At 68.7% G+C, this 16,394-nt stretch carries 15 protein-coding genes; 9 read left to right on the top strand and 6 right to left on the bottom strand.

What is annotated here, in order from left to right; translation table 11 throughout:
* Window positions 1-14: 14 nt before the first annotated feature.
* From ACFVRO_RS12535 to ACFVRO_RS12505, 7 genes are all read left to right on the top strand, one after another.
* Window positions 15-2,183: an ATP-dependent DNA helicase RecG gene (locus tag ACFVRO_RS12535; protein ID WP_386952742.1), complete on the top strand. Its 2,169-nt coding sequence runs from the start codon at window positions 15-17 to the stop codon at window positions 2,181-2,183.
* Between the two features lie 19 nt (window positions 2,184-2,202).
* The gene (coaD, locus tag ACFVRO_RS12530; protein WP_105673330.1) at window positions 2,203-2,700 is read left to right on the top strand and encodes a pantetheine-phosphate adenylyltransferase; all 498 of its coding nucleotides are present in this window, start codon (window positions 2,203-2,205) and stop codon (window positions 2,698-2,700) included.
* Window positions 2,701-2,805: 105 nt separating this feature from the next.
* A complete protein-coding gene (locus tag ACFVRO_RS12525; protein ID WP_374197887.1) occupies window positions 2,806-3,300 on the top strand; it encodes a DUF177 domain-containing protein in 495 nt (164 codons plus the stop codon).
* Between the two features lie 2 nt (window positions 3,301-3,302).
* Window positions 3,303-3,512 (top strand): 50S ribosomal protein L32, encoded by a 210-nt coding sequence (gene rpmF / locus ACFVRO_RS12520; RefSeq protein ID WP_013586329.1) that lies wholly within the window; start codon window positions 3,303-3,305, stop codon window positions 3,510-3,512.
* 16 nt (window positions 3,513-3,528) lie between these two features.
* Window positions 3,529-4,221: a ribonuclease III gene (gene rnc / locus ACFVRO_RS12515; RefSeq protein WP_105673331.1), complete on the top strand. Its 693-nt coding sequence runs from the start codon at window positions 3,529-3,531 to the stop codon at window positions 4,219-4,221.
* Window positions 4,214-5,077 (top strand): bifunctional DNA-formamidopyrimidine glycosylase/DNA-(apurinic or apyrimidinic site) lyase, encoded by an 864-nt coding sequence (mutM, locus tag ACFVRO_RS12510; protein WP_386952739.1) that lies wholly within the window; start codon window positions 4,214-4,216, stop codon window positions 5,075-5,077. The genes rnc and mutM overlap by 8 nt, the downstream gene beginning before the upstream one ends.
* 53 nt (window positions 5,078-5,130) lie before the next feature.
* Complete coding sequence (locus ACFVRO_RS12505; protein ID WP_386952737.1) at window positions 5,131-5,652, top strand: hypothetical protein; 522 nt, start codon at window positions 5,131-5,133, stop codon at window positions 5,650-5,652.
* Between the two features lie 51 nt (window positions 5,653-5,703).
* Here ACFVRO_RS12505 and ACFVRO_RS12500 read toward each other — a convergent pair whose 3' ends face one another.
* From ACFVRO_RS12500 to ACFVRO_RS12475, 6 genes are all read right to left on the bottom strand, one after another.
* Window positions 5,704-6,642: a Dyp-type peroxidase gene (locus ACFVRO_RS12500; protein WP_386952734.1), complete on the bottom strand. Its 939-nt coding sequence runs from the start codon at window positions 6,640-6,642 to the stop codon at window positions 5,704-5,706.
* 40 nt (window positions 6,643-6,682) lie between these two features.
* The gene (locus tag ACFVRO_RS12495; protein WP_386952733.1) at window positions 6,683-8,005 is read right to left on the bottom strand and encodes a permease; all 1,323 of its coding nucleotides are present in this window, start codon (window positions 8,003-8,005) and stop codon (window positions 6,683-6,685) included.
* On the bottom strand, window positions 8,002-8,697 hold the full coding sequence (locus ACFVRO_RS12490; RefSeq protein ID WP_386952730.1) for an ABC transporter ATP-binding protein: 696 nt from the start codon (window positions 8,695-8,697) through the stop codon (window positions 8,002-8,004). Before ACFVRO_RS12490 ends, ACFVRO_RS12495 begins: the two co-directional genes overlap by 4 nt.
* A gap of 77 nt (window positions 8,698-8,774) precedes the next feature.
* On the bottom strand, window positions 8,775-9,854 hold the full coding sequence (locus tag ACFVRO_RS12485; RefSeq protein WP_386952728.1) for a GNAT family N-acetyltransferase: 1,080 nt from the start codon (window positions 9,852-9,854) through the stop codon (window positions 8,775-8,777).
* Window positions 9,851-10,936: a GNAT family N-acetyltransferase gene (locus tag ACFVRO_RS12480; RefSeq protein ID WP_386952726.1), complete on the bottom strand. Its 1,086-nt coding sequence runs from the start codon at window positions 10,934-10,936 to the stop codon at window positions 9,851-9,853. The genes ACFVRO_RS12485 and ACFVRO_RS12480 overlap by 4 nt, the downstream gene beginning before the upstream one ends.
* Window positions 10,937-10,975: 39 nt before the next feature.
* Window positions 10,976-11,257, bottom strand: a complete 282-nt coding sequence (locus tag ACFVRO_RS12475) for a hypothetical protein (RefSeq protein WP_386952724.1) — start codon at window positions 11,255-11,257, stop codon at window positions 10,976-10,978.
* A 538-nt stretch (window positions 11,258-11,795) separates the two neighbouring features.
* On the opposite strand from ACFVRO_RS12475, the gene smc reads away from it, so the two are divergent.
* Both smc and ftsY read left to right on the top strand, forming a co-directional pair.
* Window positions 11,796-15,341 (top strand): chromosome segregation protein SMC, encoded by a 3,546-nt coding sequence (gene smc, locus ACFVRO_RS12470; RefSeq protein WP_386952722.1) that lies wholly within the window; start codon window positions 11,796-11,798, stop codon window positions 15,339-15,341.
* A 178-nt stretch (window positions 15,342-15,519) separates the two neighbouring features.
* Window positions 15,520-16,392, top strand: coding sequence for a signal recognition particle-docking protein FtsY (ftsY, locus tag ACFVRO_RS12465; RefSeq protein ID WP_105673341.1), 873 nt, complete (start codon window positions 15,520-15,522; stop codon window positions 16,390-16,392).
* Window positions 16,393-16,394 lie beyond the last annotated feature (2 nt).

Genomic DNA, 16,394 nt, shown 5'->3' with positions numbered 1-16,394 from the left:
GATAGGGTCGGATCATGCCGCTCACTCTCGACTCGTCGCTGGACGAGGCGCTCGGGCCGACGCCCGCGAAGACGCTGAACCGCGCCTTCGGGATGCAGAGCGTCGGCGACCTGCTGTCGCACTACCCACGTCGCTACGCCGACCCAGGCGAGCTCACGCCCATCCGCGAGCTGCCGCTCGGGGAGACCGTCACGATCGTCGCCGAGGTCCTCTCGTCCAGTGCGCGGGCCATGCGCAACCGCAAGGGCGCCATGGTCGATGTGGTGATCGGCGACGGCATCGGCAAGATGTCCCTGACCTTCTTCGCGAAGAACCTCGGTGCGGCGAAGTGGCGTTCCGAGGAGCTCGCGGTCGGGAGACGCGGGGTCTTCTCCGGCAAGGTGGGGGAGTTCAACGGCGTCACGCAGTTCGCCCATCCGGAGTACGAGCTGTTCGACGACGAGGATGCCGCGCGTCGACGCGCCGACGCGAGAGCCGCCGTCCTCATCCCGATCTATCCCGCGACCGCGAGCCTGCAGACCTGGCAGATCGCGAAGTTCGTGGTCAGAGTCCTCGACGATCTCGGCGATGTCCCGGAGCCGCTGCCCGACGCCGTCCGCCGTCGAGAGGAGCTGCTCACCGCGAGAGAGGCTCTCGACCAGATCCATCGCCCGAAGACCCGGAACGACATCGATCCTGCGGTGCGGACGCTGCGCATGCACGAGGCGCTGACCCTTCAGACCGCACTGCTGCAGCAGCGCGATGCGGTGCGCGCGCTCGCGGCGACGACGCGCCCCGCACGGCCCGGTGGGCTTCTCGAACGATTCGACGCGGCGCTCCCGTACACCCTCACCCCGGATCAGCAGACGGTCGGCGAGCAGGTCGCGGAAGACCTCGTCGGCGCGTGGCCCATGAACCGCCTCGTGCAGGGCGAGGTCGGCTCGGGAAAGACGCTGGTCGCGCTCAGGGCGATGCTGCAGGTGGCGGAGTCCGGAGGCCAGGCGGCGCTGATCGCACCGACGGAGGTTCTTGCAGGGCAGCATCTGCGGTCGATCGCGAAGATGCTCGGCCCCGAACTCGCGCCGCTCGTGATGCCGACGCTCCTCACCGGCCAGATGCCGGCCGCCGACCGGCGCAAGGCGGCGCTGCGCGTGGCATCGGGTCAGGCGCTCATCGTCGTGGGAACCCATGCGCTGCTCGGTGAGAAGACGACCTTCGCCGATCTCGGCCTCGTCGTCGTCGACGAGCAGCATCGCTTCGGAGTCGAGCAGCGCGAGGCGCTGCGAGCGAAGGGATCGAGTCCGCACGCCCTCGTGCTGACGGCAACGCCGATCCCGCGGACCGTCGCCATGACGGTCTTCGGCGATCTCGACACATCCGTCATCCGGACGATGCCGGCCGGACGAGCGGGCATCCAATCGTTCGTGGCGCCGCTCGCAGAGCATCCGGGGTGGTTCAACCGCGTGTGGGAGCGCGCGTCCGAGGAGATCGCCCAGGGGCGGCAGGTGTTCGCCGTGTGCGCTGCCATCGACACGACCAAGAAGACCGCCGAGGCCGGAGCGCTTCCCGCGCCCGAGGGCGCGAACGGTCCCCGTTGGGGCGTCGTGCAGCTCGACGAGGCCCTCGCCACGCATCCGACGCTGGGTGGCCTGCGACGTGCGGTGCTGCACGGGAAGATGCCCTCCGACGAGAAGGACGCCGTGATGCAGTCCTTCGCGAGGGGCGAGATCGACCTGCTCCTCGCGACCACGGTCATCGAGGTCGGCGTCGACGTGCCCAACGCCTCGACGATGATCGTGCTGGACGCCGATCGGTTCGGCGTCTCGCAGCTGCACCAGCTCCGGGGTCGCGTCGGACGTGGTGGCGTCCCCGGGTTGTGCCTGCTGGTGACGGAGGCGGAGTCCGGTTCGGTCGCGCGCGAGAGGGTGGATGCCGTCGCCGCCACCCTCGACGGCTTCGCACTGGCTGAGGTCGACCTCGAGCTCAGGGGAGAGGGCGATGTGCTCGGAGCAGCTCAGGCCGGCGTCCGCTCCTCGCTGAAGCTGCTGCGCGTGGTGAAGGACTCCGGCCTCATCGTGCGCGCGCGGGAACTCGCGGAGGTGATCCTCGAATCCGATCCTTCTCTCGACGCGCACCCCGGCCTGAGAGCGGCGATCGAGCGACGTGTGACCGACGAAGACCGCGCGGCGCTGGCGAAGAACTGACGTGCCTTAGGCTGGTGACATGAGCAGCCGGATCGCCGTCGTCCCGGGTTCCTTCGATCCGCCGACCCTGGGTCACCTCGATGTGATCCGTCGTGCGGCGAAGCTGTACGACGAGCTGCACGTGCTCGTCGTGCACAATCCCGGCAAAGAGGCCATGCTGCCCATCGCCCAGCGCCTCGCGCTGCTGGAGCAGTCCATCGCCGAAGACGGCATGGGCGGGAACATCGTCATCGGCTCGTGGAGCATGGGCCTGCTCGTCGACTACGCGCGCGACGTGAACGCGGGGGTGCTCGTCAAGGGCATCCGATCGCAGATCGACGTCGCCTACGAATCACCCATGGCGATCGTGAACAGGCACCTCGCCGACATCGAGACGGTGTTCCTGCTGCCCGACCCCTCGCACGCGATGGTGTCCAGCTCTCTGGTCCGTCAGGTGGCGGGCCTCGGGGGAGATGTCACGCCCTTCGTGCCTCCGGCCGTCGCAGCCTTCCTCGACACCGGCGCACGCGGGATCTGAGTCGGCGATCACCCAGGTGAGAGCCGGTAACATGGCGGGGTGCGTCCCCGTCTGAATGGCCCCTTCATCCTCCCTGTCCGCGACATCGTCCGCCACCCGGGAGAGATGCGCGAGCACGCCTTCACGGTCCGTCTCGACGAGCAGTGGGGCGAGGGTATCGTCACCTATGCCGAGGGCTCTGAACTCGACCTCGATGTGCGTCTCGAGTCCGTCCACGAGGGCATTCTGGTGTCCGGAACGGCCGAGGGTGAGTACTCCGGAGTGTGCGGTCGATGCCTGATCGACATCGCACAGCCTGTCGAAGTCGAGTTCCAGGAGCTTTTCGCGTATCCTGGTCAGGAAGAAACTGACTTCGAGGTTCAAGACGACCACGTGGATCTTGAAACTCTGGTCAGGGATGCGGCCGTGTTGTCGCTTCCTTTTCAGCCGGTGTGTCAGCCGGATTGCCTGGGTCTCGACCCGAGAACGGGCGAGAGGCTGACCGTGAGCACCGGAACGGAGCAGGCCGCTCCCATCGATCCTCGATGGAGTGCGCTCCAGCAGATCACAGACCAAGACGGAACGGCAGAGAGCCGCGCCGCCGAGAAAGAAGAGAGCTAGTCATGGCTGGTAACCCCCCGAAGCGCAAGGTTTCCCGTTCGAACACCCGCTCGCGCCGCGCGCAGTGGAAGGCGGAGGCTCCTGCCCTCGTCAAGACGATCGAGAACGGCAAGGTCGTCTACAGCCGCCCCCACCAGGCGAAGGTCGTCACCGACTCGCAGGGCACCGAGCTCTTCCTCGAGTACAAGGGCCGCAAGGTCGCCGACGTCTGAGACGCTCATCACGTCGCTGACAGAGGCGCCCGACGGGGCACGGCCTCTTCCGGATAAGCTCCGCGTCGATATCGACGCGGAGCTTCTGGAGTTGGCCCTGACTCACCGTTCGTACGCGTACGAGCACGGCGGGATCCCGCACAACGAGCGCCTGGAGTTCCTCGGCGACTCGGTCCTCGGGCAGGCGGTGACCGTCATGCTCTTCACCACGAATCCCGACCTCGATGAGGGCGAGCTGGCGAAGCGCAGGGCGAGTGTCGTCTCGACCGTGGCACTGGCAGAGGTCGCCCGGGGCATCCGCCTCGGCGATCACCTCCTGCTGGGCCGCGGCGAGGAGCAGACCGGTGGACGCGACAAGGACTCGATCCTCGCCGACACGATGGAAGCCGTCATCGGCGCCACCTATCTGTCGGCTGGTCCCGATGCCGCCACGGAACTGGTGCTCCGGCTGACCAAGCCTCTCCTCGCCGACCCCGAACGGTACGGCGCGGCGATGGACCCGAAGACGAGCCTGCAGGAGCTCGCCGCGCGCGTCGGCGCGACGCCGCCGCAGTACTCGATCGAGGCCAGCGGGCCTGATCACGACCGTCGGTTCACCGCGACCGTCGTCGTCGGGGACGTCAGCATGACGGGCAACGGCACCAGCAAGAAGACCGCGGAGATGGCGGCGGCGCTCAACGCCTGGCGCGTGCTCGACGAGCGTGCCTGAGCTGCCAGAGGTCGAGGTGGTGCGAGCGGGTCTCGCTCCCGCCGCCATCGGCTCGCAGATCACCGCGGTCAGCGTCTTCGACGAGCGCGCACTGACCCGGCATCCCGCCGGAGCAGCGGACTTCGTCGGACGCCTCGAAGGACGCACCTTCACCGGCGCCGAGCGGCGTGGCAAGTTCCTCTGGCTCCCGCTCGACACCGGCAGCGATGCTCTCATCGCGCACCTCGGCATGAGCGGACAGATGCTGCTCCGGGCGCCGGATGCTCCGGCTGAGCGCCATGAGCGCATCCGCATCCATCTGGAGCATCCGACGCACGGCGAGCTGGCCGTCGTCTTCTCCGATCAGCGCACCTTCGGCTCGCTCGCGGTCGATCCGCTCGTCCTCGACGGCAAGACGTCGATCCCGTCCCAGGTCGTCCACATCGCTCGCGATCCGATCGATCCCGAGTTCGATGACGGTGCGTTCCGCGCGGCGCTCCGCACCCGCGGCAGCGCCATCAAACGCGTGCTGCTCGATCAGGGCGTGATCAGCGGCGTCGGCAACATCTACGCGGACGAGTCGCTGTGGGCGTCGCGCATCCACCCCGAGACACCGGCGAACGCGCTGTCGACGCAGGCCGTTCGGCGACTCCTCGCCGAGGTGCGCTCGGTGCTCGCGAAGGCGCTGGCAGAGGGCGGCACCAGCTTCGATGCGCAGTACGTGAACGTCAACGGACAGGCTGGCTACTTCGCGCACTCGCTCAACGCCTACGGGCAGCAGGGCACGCCGTGCCATCGATGCGGAACACCCATCGTGCGCGAGAGCTTCATGAACCGAGGATCGCACTTCTGCCCGAGGTGTCAGCGACGACGCTGAGCGGCAGGCTGACTGCGTAGTGAGCGGTCCGGCGTCCGGTGTAGCTTGATGGCATGCCCGCCCCTCTCGACCGAGCCCTCCTCGATCACGATGACGCGCCGGCGCCCGACGTGTTCCTGATCGCACATGACGACTATCACGCACGGTACGTCGGCAGGACCGCGGACGGTCAGCAGTTCTTCATCACCACGCCCTTCACGAGTGCCGTGACGTCCGGAGCGAGCGCCGAGTTCGTCGCGCGGTACCTGTTCGACGGCGAGGGCGATCTCATGGACGCGCAGATCGTGGCACTCGGACCCCGGCCGGAGGACTCGGCGCTCCCGGGCAATCCGGCGGACTTCACGGAGCAGTCCGATGCCCTTGCCGCCCTCCTGGCGCAGCTCGGTCCCGTGACCTTCGACGACATCACGATCGCCCCGTTCAGCATCGTGGCGCACGGACACGTGTTCGGGATGGTCTTGAACGGCCCCGACGCCGACGATCCGGACGAGGAATGGTACTGGAACGTCACGGTCGAGCCGGGGGACTACATGGCGTTCTACGCCCCCTGGGATTCGGGCGAGTACGACACCTGAGACTCGATCGGCGTCGTCGGTCGCGACTCAGGTCGGGCGACGATGGCGGGGTCAGCCGAGCGAGGCCAGGAACGTTGCAGAGGGCGCGAAGAACGTCGTCCCCGTGCGCGCGGTCGAGAAGTCGAGGATGCGGTCGTGCAGGCCCGGCGGGTCTCCGATGAACATGCGCTCGATCATCTTCTCCGTGACCCAGAGATGGCGTGAGTAGCCGATGAAGTAGGTGCCGAACTCGCCGGCGCCTGGCCGCCCGAACGGCATGTTGTCGCGGAGGATGTCGTGCTCGCCCGTCTCATCGACGATCGTGGCGAGCGACTTGTGCGCCTGCTGGGTTCCCGACGCCGCATCGTCGAGTTCGACGTTGTCGGCCTTGCGCCGCCCGATGATCGCCTCCTGCTGCTCTGTCGACAGACTCTGCCACGCACCGAGGTCGTGCAGGTACTTCTGCACCACGACGTAGCTGCCGCCGGCGAACGCCGAGTCCTCCGCCCCGACCAGAGTGGCCTCGGGCAGATCGGGACCGACGGGATTGGCCGTCCCGTCGACGAAGCCGAGCAGATCGCGCGCGTCGAAGTAGCGGAACCCCCAGGTCTCGTCGTCGACGTGCGCGGCGTCGCCGAGCTGCTCCAGGATCAGCCGTTCGAGTTCGAAGCAGAGATCCTGCCTCTCGGCACGGATGTGGAACAGCAGATCCCCCGGAGTGGAGACCGCCGTATGCACCTGCCCCTGAACTTCGGGGAACGCGTGCAGTTCCGACGGCAGCGGGTGCGAGGTGAGCCGTTCCCACACCCGCGCGCCGATCCCGACCGTGCAGGAGAGGCGCGCGCCGAGGTCTCGGAAGCCGACGGTCTTCACGAGGTCCTCGATGCCGGAGACGGCCTCCCGCGCGGCATCCGTCCCGGTGTCCGCGAGGGTGACCACCAGGAAGATCGCCGTCCTCGTCAGCGGCGCATCGACCTGCTGCGGGGCAATGGGCACGCGGCGTTCCGACACTCTCGTCTCCTCACGGTCAGCGAGCAGACTAGCAGGCGACTCAGGCCGCCTGGAACGAGCGGGCGAGGAGCGGTCGCGTGGCCAGTGCACCCGCCCAGACCACCCCGATGCCGACCGCGACGACGAGCGCGATGGTGAGGAGCGACTCCGGGGCGATGATCATGGCGATCCCCAGAAGTGGGAACACGAGGAGCCCGGCGCAGAGCGCGGAACCGATGGACGTGATGAGCAGCGGCGACATGATCGCGCGCCGACGGGCTCGGTCGACCGTCGTCATGGGCACACCGAGATAGTGCAGGCTGCGGTGCAGCTCGCGCTCGTCGAGGATCGACGAGGCCTGGTTCACTCCGACGGATGCCGCGACCATGAGGAACGAGGCGACGAGCGTGATGATCAGTCCGGTGCGCATGTCGCGCGCGATCGCGATGTCTCCGCTCTCGGCGCCAGCGGAACTCATCACGTTCATGAGCGAGACTCCGGTTCCGGCGAACACGGCCATGAAGCTCGCCATCGCGATGCCGCTCACCTGGCGCCATGCGGACTTGGGGGAGTCGAGCACGATCCGTGCGGCGAGCAGCCTCTCGGGCACCTCGGCACGGCGCAGCTGACGGGACGCCGACACCTTGAGCACCCACGGCCCCACGAGGTTGAGGACGGCCAGAGCGGCGCCGAAGAGAGCGGCGAGCACGACGATGGTCGTCACGAGACCGGCGATCTGCGGTACGAGCTTGATGAGGAGGAAGGCGATCGTGATCACGGAGGCGCCGAGCACGAAGCGGATCCAGTGCACACCGGACGCCGTGGCCCGCAACCGCACTCCCAGCGGTGAGATCACGACTCGACGCAGACCGATCGCCGCGCTGGCGGCCGCGACGAGCAGCACCCCGGCGATGACGGCGAGGATGTGCAGGGGCGGGAGCAGGACCGCGCCGAGCCCGAGCGCCTGACCCCGGAACGGGATCAGGGCGATGAGCGGACTGATGGCGAGATGACCGAGCACCCCGACGAGTGCACCGGTACCGGCCAGGAGCACGGACTCGAACACCGTGGCGACCCCGACGCCGAGCGGGGTGACGCCCAGCAGACGCAGAGTCGACAGGCGCTCGTCGCGGCGTCGAGCCGACAGCCGCGCGGCGGCGCCGCCCAGACTCATGAGGGGGACGATGAGAAGCGCGAGGGCGATCGCCGCGAGCGCTTGGTAGAGGGGCGCGAACTCGTCGGTCCAGGACCAGAACGACTGAGCACCGCCGACGACCGTGAGCACGAGCGTCGTCACCACGCCGAACGCGACGACGGGGAGCATCAGCACTCCCGCCTGCCCAGGGGACGGGCGCAGCAGCAGCGCGAGGACGCGCGGGTTCATGCCGTCACCGCCGAGGAGACGATCAGGCCGTCGCGGACCGCGATCGTCCGTGAGCAGCGGGATGCGACCTCCGCATCGTGGGTGACGACGACGAGCGTGCGGCCCTGTCCGGTGGTCGACCACAGCAGCGCGTCCATGACCTCGTGCGAGGTGCGCGAATCGAGGGCGCCCGTCGGTTCGTCGGCGAACACGAGTTCGGCGCCGGTCGCCTGGGCGCGCGCGATGGCCACGCGCTGCGCCTGACCTCCGGACAGCTCGCCGATGCGCCGGTCCTCCATGCCGGCGAGCCCGAGGGCGGACAGCCAGGATGCCGCATGCTGCACGGCATCCGCTCGCTTGGTCCCGTTGATCATGGAGGCGAGTGCGACGTTCTCGACGGCGGTGAGCTCGGGGATGAGGAGACCCTGCTGGAAGACGAAACCGAGACGCTCCCTCCGCAGCCGCGAGCGCGCGGACTCGCCGAGTCCGGTGAGGAGGATGGAGTCGCCGACAGCGGGTCGGAAGGTCACAGAGCCGCTGTCGGGGGTGACGATCCCCGCGAGCACGTGCAGGAGGGTCGTCTTGCCCGACCCCGACGCGCCCATGATCGCGACGGACTCGCCGCGGTTGATCGCCAGGTCCATCCCGGCGAGGGCACGGGTCGTGCCGTAGGTCTTGGTGAGGGCGTGAGCTTCGAGGACGGAGGAGTTCATGCTTCCAGCCTCTCGTCACGCCCTCACCGCCGTCATCGGCCAGAGGAGTGATCCGGCTACATCGGACGGATGATGTCTCAGATCCTCTTCTGCCACGCGCCGGCGTACGAGACCGGGACGAAACCGATGGCCTCGTTGATGTCGAGCATCGGCCGGTTCTCCTCGGCATTGAAGGTCGAGACCACCGTCGCCGCGGGGACGAGGTCGCGCCAACGCAGCAGGTTGGCGCACTTCACGATCGTCCCGAGCCTGTGACCGCGGTGCTCCTTCGCGACGAGGGTGCCGAACTGATGGGTGACCCCTGCGCGCTCTTTCGCGATGACCAGCTCGTTGTAGGCCACGAGCGCGCCGGTCGGTGCATGCTGCACCGCGGCGACGGAGACCAGCTGACCCCCGTCGAGCAGCCGCGACTCTCGGCGGACCACGCGCTCGGCGTCCCAGTGCTCGGCGACGAACTCCATGTCTCCGCTCGGAGCATCCGTCGACAGCCGGGCGAGGATGGCCGCGTAGCCGTCTCGCAGTTCGGCAGGGGTGGGCAGGTTCCAGGAGATGACGCGGTAGTCCGCCCCCGCGAAGGCCTCGGCATCCGCCAGCGCCTGCCGGATGCCGGTGTCGTCGGCGTGCAGATCGAGCTCGCTGTTGCGCTCCACCTGCTCGAGGCCGTATCCCGCGCCGGCGAAGAGATCGGCCAGGGGAGTGGCCGGGATGCGGCCCCACCCCGTGCCGGGCGTCAGCATGCGCTCCGCGTCGATCGGACGGTGCAGGGTCCACGTCTGCAGGATGCTGCGTCCGCGGGACCGCGACTCCTCCTCGGCGCGTGCGAGGAGCGCCTCCTCGACGCCCCGGCCCCAGTGCTCCTCCGCGACGAGCAGGTCGATCTCGGCCGTCTGCGCACCGTCCTCCTGCGCGAATGCGACCGAGACCATGCCGAGGATCTCTCCGTCGACACGAGCCACGAATCCCGCCTCCTGGGTGTCCGTGTCGTCCAGCCATGAGGGCAGCAGCTCCTCGGCGGAGGGGGAGAGGTCGGGCAGTCCGACGGCCTCATCGCAGATGCGGCGGTTCAGCGCGGCGAACGCGAGGAAGTCGCCGGCGTCGTCATCGCTCAGGGTTCGTGGCACCACGAGCGGAGAGATCGTGATGGTCGGGGTGGTCATGAGAGGTCCTTCCTCCAGGCGCCTTCGTAGGCGATCGGGGTGAAGCCGAGGGTTTCGTTGATGGAGAGCATCGGCCGGTTCTCCTCGGCGTTCCAGGTGATCACGCGGGGACTGTCGGGTCGGAGATCCCTCCAGTCGAGCAGTCCCGCCGTCTTGACGAGCATCCCGAGTCGGTGTCCGCGGTGCGCAGAACGCACCAGGGTGTCGGCCTGGTGGGTCGTGAGACCCTGCTCCCCGCCGATCGACAGCTCATTGAAGGCGCAGAGCTCACCCGTCTCCGCGTGCTGGGCCGCGGTGACGAGCACCGTCTCTCCACGCTGGAGGTAGCGGTCGTCGTGACGAGCGACACGCTCGGCGTCCCACTCCTCTTCCGGCATGTCGAGGTCGGCGTCAGGGGCGTCCGTCGACATGGCCTGCTTCAGGCGGGCGTACCCGTCGACGAACTCTGCGGGAGTGGGCAGCTGCCAGCTCACGATGCGGTATCCCGGCGCGTGCGCAGCGGCCTCCGCGTGCAGAGCGCGGAGCCGGTCGGCGTCGCCACTCAGCTCGAAGGCGCTGACGCGTTCGACCTGCTCCAGGGCGAAGCCGTGGCGGAGCAGGAAGCGAGCGCCGTGGTCCTTCGGGATGCTTCCGAGTCCGGTGGGCGAGTCCAGCCGGGGCTCGTCGGCGTCGGTGTGCTCGATCCAGACCAGCAGCCGCGCGACTCCTGCGATCGCGGCCTGCTGCTCGATGAAGCGCAGTGCCGCAGTGCCGATGCCCCTGCTCCATACGGACCGGAGCAGGTTGATCGTGAAGAAGGCCGCGCGGCCGCCGTCGTCCGCGATGATGTTCAGGACGGCGACGCCGACGGCCTCCTCGCCGATGCGGATCAGCCACTGCCGGCGCTCCAGGTCGGCGTCCGACCGGAGGAGCGCCAGCAGTGCGGCCGGCGCGAGGTGATCGTCGTCGCGGCCCGTGGTCTCGGTCAGCGAGGCGTTTCGCACTCGTGCGTACTCGATGAGGTCGACCGCGTCCGCCGCATCCGCCCGTGCGGGGAGCACGAGCGGATGCAGCGTGGCGGTGTCGGTGAGCGGAATGCTCATGTGTGTTCTCCTGTCGGCGCAGCTCTCACTGCGCGTTGGTCAGCGCATCTGCCGTTGAAGCTCGTACATGAGCAGGGCGTGGGTCTCGGCGGCAGAACGTTCCCGCCGCTCGATGAAGAAGCCGTCGTCGGGAGCGAGCGCGAGTGCGCGCGGTGTCCGACGAGGCCGCTGCGCCCGTTGAAGCAGCCACAGGCCGATCCTCAGGGACAGCCGATCGGCGAGCGGCAGGCGCCGCTGATCACGGGGTGCGGGGATCTGCAGGACCAACTGGTCCTCGGTATCCGGCGGGTGGGTGGTGCTGGCGTACAGCGTGGTATTCACGGTGATTCCTTCGATGAATGATGGTGATGGGGTGCGGAGACGCCACCGACGACGACCGGAGCCGTTCGGCGGGAGCGGTGGGTGCGGTGGAGGGTCCGCCGACGGATGCCGCTGAGAAGAGCGGGAGCCGGAACGGCGGTGGCCGTGATCTGCGAGGAGATCAGAGGACGGGGCGCGGAGAGACCACGAAGAGAGAACCCACCTGTGGCGGGAGAAACTCAGAGTGCGGTTCTACGAGAGCGCGCTGCGACGGTCGCCGAAAGCGGTCACCGAGAACGCAGAACGCGGCGCGGCATAAACACGCGCGGCGAGGCCAGTGGCCTGTGCGTTGAGCTGAATCATCATCGGTAACCTCCTTTTCGTGTTGCGATCCGGTGGTTACCGTAGCGAACGTTCGGATCGGGAGTCAAGCACCGGGCGTGTCGCACGGCGTGTCGCGAGGCGATCGGGTTCGGTCGCGTTCCGCGCGGTATCCCCGCCGACGCCCGTGATTCCGGTAACGTATGGGCGTGATTCTCCCCGACCGAGTGGCCTCCGCATGCATCTGAAGAGCCTGACGCTCAAGGGGTTCAAATCGTTCGCGCAGCCGACGAGCTTCGTCTTCGAACCCGGGGTCACCTGCATCGTGGGGCCGAACGGATCCGGCAAGTCGAACGTCGTGGACGCGCTCGCCTGGGTCATGGGCGAACAGGGGGCCAAGACGCTCCGCGGCGGCAAGATGGAGGACGTCATCTTCGCCGGGACCTCGACGCGAGGACCCCTGGGGCGCGCCGAGGTCCAGCTCACGATCGACAACGCCGACGGAGCCCTCCCGATCGACTACGCCGAGGTGACGATCAGCCGCACGCTGTTCCGCAACGGATCCAGCGAGTACGCGATCAACGGGGAGAACTGCCGGCTTCTCGACGTGCAGGAGCTGCTCAGTGACTCCGGTCTCGGTCGTGAGATGCACGTCATCGTCGGTCAGGGGCGCCTCGACACCGTTCTCCAGGCTTCGCCCGAAGACCGTCGCGGCTTCATCGAGGAGGCCGCCGGCATCCTGAAGCATCGACGGCGCAAGGAGAAGACCCTGCGCAAGCTCGACGCGATGGAGGCGAATCTCACGCGCCTCAGCGACCTGGCCGGCGAGATCCGCAGACAGCTCAAGCCCCTGGGACGCCAGGCCGAGATCGCCCGCGAGGCGCAGACGATCGCCGCTGTCGTGCGCGATGCGAAGGCCCGCATCTTCGCCGACGACGTCGTCGCGCTCCGCGCGGCTCTCGCGGATCACACGCGTACCGAGCACGAGCGCCACACCGAACGCCTGGTGCTCTCCGACCAGGCGGAGGCGGTGCGCGCGGGCATCACCCGCCTCGAGCAGGACCAGAACTCCGTCGCGGTCGACAGGGCGCGCGGGATCGCCTTCGGCCTGGAGCAGGTGCAGGAGCGGATGCGCGGGCTCTACACGCTCGCGAATCAGCGCCTCGCGCTCCTCGGATCGGAGGAGGACGACGCCGCGGTGACCGCGGTGACCGTCACGCAGGCGACCATCGACGAGGCGAAGGACGAGATCACCGAGATCTCCGCCGGTCTGGGCGACGCGCATGATGCGGCCACCGTCGCGAGCCGAGAGGTCGTGCACGCTCGCGCAGAGCTGGACACGTTGGACGTCGACATCGCCGAGCAGAGCGCGCTCGTCTCCGAGTACGACATGCGTTTGACCGCGCTCCGGGGAGCAGCGGAGGCCGCCGCATCGACTCTCGCCGCCGTCCGCGGCGCAGTGCTCCGTCAGGAGAACGCGCTCGAGGCGGCCGAGGCGCGTCGCCGGGAAGCGGCGGAGGCTCTGGAGTCGATCGATGACGCCGAGGCGCCTGATGGCACGGCCGCCGAGCACGCCGCAGCATACGATGCGGCGCAGAAGGCGGCGACGGCCGCCGAGGCCGAACGGGAGACCCTGCGTGAGCGGCTGCACGCGGCCGAGCGCGAGGTGGATTCGCTGACGGCCAAGGCCGCGGCCCTCGGTAGCGCGCTGTCCCTGTCTGGCGGGGCCGCGGAGATCGTCAGGAAAGGGGGCGCGGGCATCCGCGGACTCGTGGGCGACTCGGTGCAGGTCCGCTCGGGTTTCGAGGCGGCCGTCGCCGCCGTGCTCGGTCCTCTCGTGGAGGGCGTGCTCGTGGATACGCCCGCCGATGCGTTCACGCTGGCCGCGGAGGCGGCCGAGCAGCGCAGGGGAGTCGTGGACTTCGTCGTCGCCGACGCGCCGCGTCCGTCGGCGTCGCTGCCGTCGATGCCCGGGGTGACCCCCGCGATCGACACCGTCACCGCGCCAGAGGGAGTCCTCGGCATCCTCTCGCACGTCCTGATCGCCGACGACCTCGAAGCCGCACGCGCGGCTCGGTCGGCACTGGATGCGACGGGCGACACCACGACCACGATCGTCACCCTGGGCGGAGACGTCGTCACCGCCCAGACCCTGCGCACCGGTTCGGGCGGGGAGCGTTCGCGCATCGAGCTCGCCGCTGAACGCGACGCCGCCACGGAACGGCTCGCCGAGGTGCAGGTGATCGTCGACTCGCTCCGCGAGGCCCGCGAGGATGCGAACGACCTCATGGAGACGACTCGCCGTCAGGCGAAGGACGCGCTGCGCGCGCTGCGCGAGCACGACGCCGCACTGGCGAGCCACGCGGAGCAGGTCAACCGGATCACGGTGCGACACGAGTCGGCTGTCGCGGAGTGCGAGCGGCTGGAGTCAGGACTCGGCCAGGCGCTGGCTGCGGTCGCTGAGGCCGAGGCGAAGGCCGACGCCGCGAAGGCGGAGCTGGAGCAGGCCGTAGACGCCCCCCGCCCCGTTCTCGATGCCTCGGCCAGAGACGGCCTTCTCGAGGCGCTCGAACTCGCTCGTGAGGGCGAGGTGCGGGCGCGGCTCGACATCGAGACGCTGCGGGAGCGCGTGCGAGCGGGTCAGGCACGCGTAGCGTCGCTGGAACGGCAGCGCGAACAGGAGCGGGGTGCTGCGGCGGAGGCAGCTCGCAGGGCCGTCGTGCGGCGCGCCCAGCGAGAGTCGGCATCCAGGGTGGCGCAGGAGCTTCCTCGCATCCTCGATTCTCTCGACCGTTCGGTGACCGAGGCCCGTGTCGCCCTGGCGGAGGCGGAGGCCGCTCGCTCCGCGCAGAACGAGGAGCTCACCGCGCTGCGCACCCAGGAGAACTCGCTCCGCGAGCGTCTCGCCGGCCTCACCGAGAGCGTCCACGGCCTCGAGCTGCAGATCCACGAGAAGAAGCTGCACCTGAACAGCCTCCTCGAGCGCGTCTCGTCGGAACTCGCACTCGACGAAGATATTCTCATTGCGGAATATGGACCTGATCAGGTCGTTCCGCGTGATCCTGGCGTCGAGCCACCAGAGGGCAACGGCGCAGACGACACCGCGATCCCCTTCGATCGCCGTATCCAGCAGCGTCGACTGGCGGATGCCGAGCGCAAGCTCGCGCAGCTCGGACGAGTCAATCCGCTCGCGCTGGAGGAGTTCGCCGCGCTGGAGCAGAGGCATGCGTTCCTCACCGAGCAGCTCGCCGATCTCACGCAGACCCGGCAGGATCTGCTGACGATCATCGCCGACCTCGACGAGCGCATGCAGACGATCTTCGCGAGCGCATTCGACGACACGAAGACGGCGTTCGGCGAGGTCTTCCCGCTGCTGTTCCCCGGTGGAACGGGGAGCATCTCGCTCACCGATCCCGACAACATGCTCACGACGGGCATCGAGGTCTCTGTGCGCCCCGTGGGGAAGAAGATCGAACGCCTGTCTCTGCTGTCCGGCGGGGAGCGCTCGCTCGCGGCGGTGGCGCTGCTGGTCGCGATCTTCAAGGCGCGGCCCAGCCCCTTCTACATCCTCGACGAGGTCGAGGCTGCGCTCGATGACGCCAACCTCGGCCGGCTGCTGACCGTTTTCGAGCAGCTGCGCGAGAGCTCTCAGCTCTTGGTGATCACCCACCAGAAGCGCACGATGGAGATCGCCGACGCCCTCTACGGCGTCTCGATGCGCCAGGACGGCGTCTCGGCCGTCGTCGGACAGCGTGTGGGCGACCGGGCGGCCGCGGTGAGCTGATACCGGCGTCGCCGGTCGGGAAACCCGGACCGTTCCGTTTCGACACGGTGAGTCGAGGCGCGACACGCCGCCCGGCATCCGTCTCGTCCTGGCTTTCCCGACGTCAGCGTGACAGGGAGGCCTCGACCGGAGCGGATGCTCGCGGATCATTCCCGCATGCTACCCGTAGGCTGGAGGCATGGCGGAGAAGTCCTGGTCCCTCGGTCGCGCATTGCGCGGCATGTTCGTCAAGCCCACGATCGACGAGACGACGTGGGAGGACCTCGAGACGGCGCTGATCACGGCTGACTTCGGCCCCGACATCAGCGAGCGGGTCGTCGAGGAGCTGCGCGAGAAGGTGGAGCGCTACCGGACCACCGATCCCAAGGATCTCCAGCGGATGCTCCGCGAGACCCTCGAAGAGCACTTCGCGAAGTTCGACACCACCCTCAAGCTCACGGAACGCCCCGCGGTGGTGCTCGTCGTCGGCGTCAACGGCGTCGGCAAGACCACCACCATCGGCAAGTTCACGAAGTTCCTCCGCGGATATCAGCGCAGCGTCGTCGTGGGCGCAGCCGACACGTTCCGCGCGGCCGCGGTCGACCAGCTCGCGACCTGGGCGCAGCGCGGGGGAGCGGCGATCGTCCGCCCGCAGCAGGAGGGGCAGGACCCGGCATCCGTCGCCTTCCAGACGATCGAGTTCGCGCAGCGCGAAGGCATCGAGATCGCGATCATCGACACCGCGGGTCGACTGCACACCAAGGGCGGGCTGATGGACGAGCTGTCCAAGATCCGCCGCGTGATCGAGAAGCAGGCTCCCATCAGCGAGGTTCTCCTCGTTCTCGACGCGACGACCGGCCAGAACGGTGTGATGCAGGCCGAGGCCTTCCTCGAGCACGCCGGGGTCACCGGACTCGTGCTCACCAAGCTCGACGGCTCGGCCAAGGGCGGCTTCGTCCTCGCCGTTCAGGAGCGTACCGGCATCCCGGTCAAGCTCCTCGGACAGGGCGAGGGGATCGATGATCTCACCGGTTTCACCCCCCACGTGTTCGTGCAGTCCCTTGTCGGTTGAGA

Origin of the sequence: Microbacterium sp. NPDC057944 (assembly GCF_042887445.1) — a bacterium.
GTDB lineage: Bacteria > Actinomycetota > Actinomycetes > Actinomycetales > Microbacteriaceae > Microbacterium > Microbacterium natoriense.
Note: the sequence above shows the minus strand (reverse complement) of the source record. Positions and strands in the feature narration are given on the sequence as shown.

Excerpts from the sequence above, each read along its gene's own strand:
- ACFVRO_RS12535 (WP_386952742.1), top strand. The coding sequence starts at position 15 with ATGCCGCTCACTCTCGACTCGTCGCTGGACGAGGCGCTCGGGCCGACG.
- coaD (WP_105673330.1), top strand. The coding sequence starts at position 2,203 with ATGAGCAGCCGGATCGCCGTCGTCCCGGGTTCCTTCGATCCGCCGACC.
- ACFVRO_RS12525 (WP_374197887.1), top strand. The coding sequence starts at position 2,806 with ATGCGCGAGCACGCCTTCACGGTCCGTCTCGACGAGCAGTGGGGCGAG.
- rpmF (WP_013586329.1), top strand. The coding sequence starts at position 3,303 with ATGGCTGGTAACCCCCCGAAGCGCAAGGTTTCCCGTTCGAACACCCGC.
- ACFVRO_RS12505 (WP_386952737.1), top strand. The coding sequence starts at position 5,131 with ATGCCCGCCCCTCTCGACCGAGCCCTCCTCGATCACGATGACGCGCCG.
- ACFVRO_RS12495 (WP_386952733.1), bottom strand. The coding sequence starts at position 8,005 with ATGAACCCGCGCGTCCTCGCGCTGCTGCTGCGCCCGTCCCCTGGGCAG.
- ACFVRO_RS12490 (WP_386952730.1), bottom strand. The coding sequence starts at position 8,697 with ATGAACTCCTCCGTCCTCGAAGCTCACGCCCTCACCAAGACCTACGGC.
- ACFVRO_RS12485 (WP_386952728.1), bottom strand. The coding sequence starts at position 9,854 with ATGACCACCCCGACCATCACGATCTCTCCGCTCGTGGTGCCACGAACC.
- ACFVRO_RS12480 (WP_386952726.1), bottom strand. The coding sequence starts at position 10,936 with ATGAGCATTCCGCTCACCGACACCGCCACGCTGCATCCGCTCGTGCTC.
- smc (WP_386952722.1), top strand. The coding sequence starts at position 11,796 with ATGCATCTGAAGAGCCTGACGCTCAAGGGGTTCAAATCGTTCGCGCAG.
- ftsY (WP_105673341.1), top strand. The coding sequence starts at position 15,520 with ATGGCGGAGAAGTCCTGGTCCCTCGGTCGCGCATTGCGCGGCATGTTC.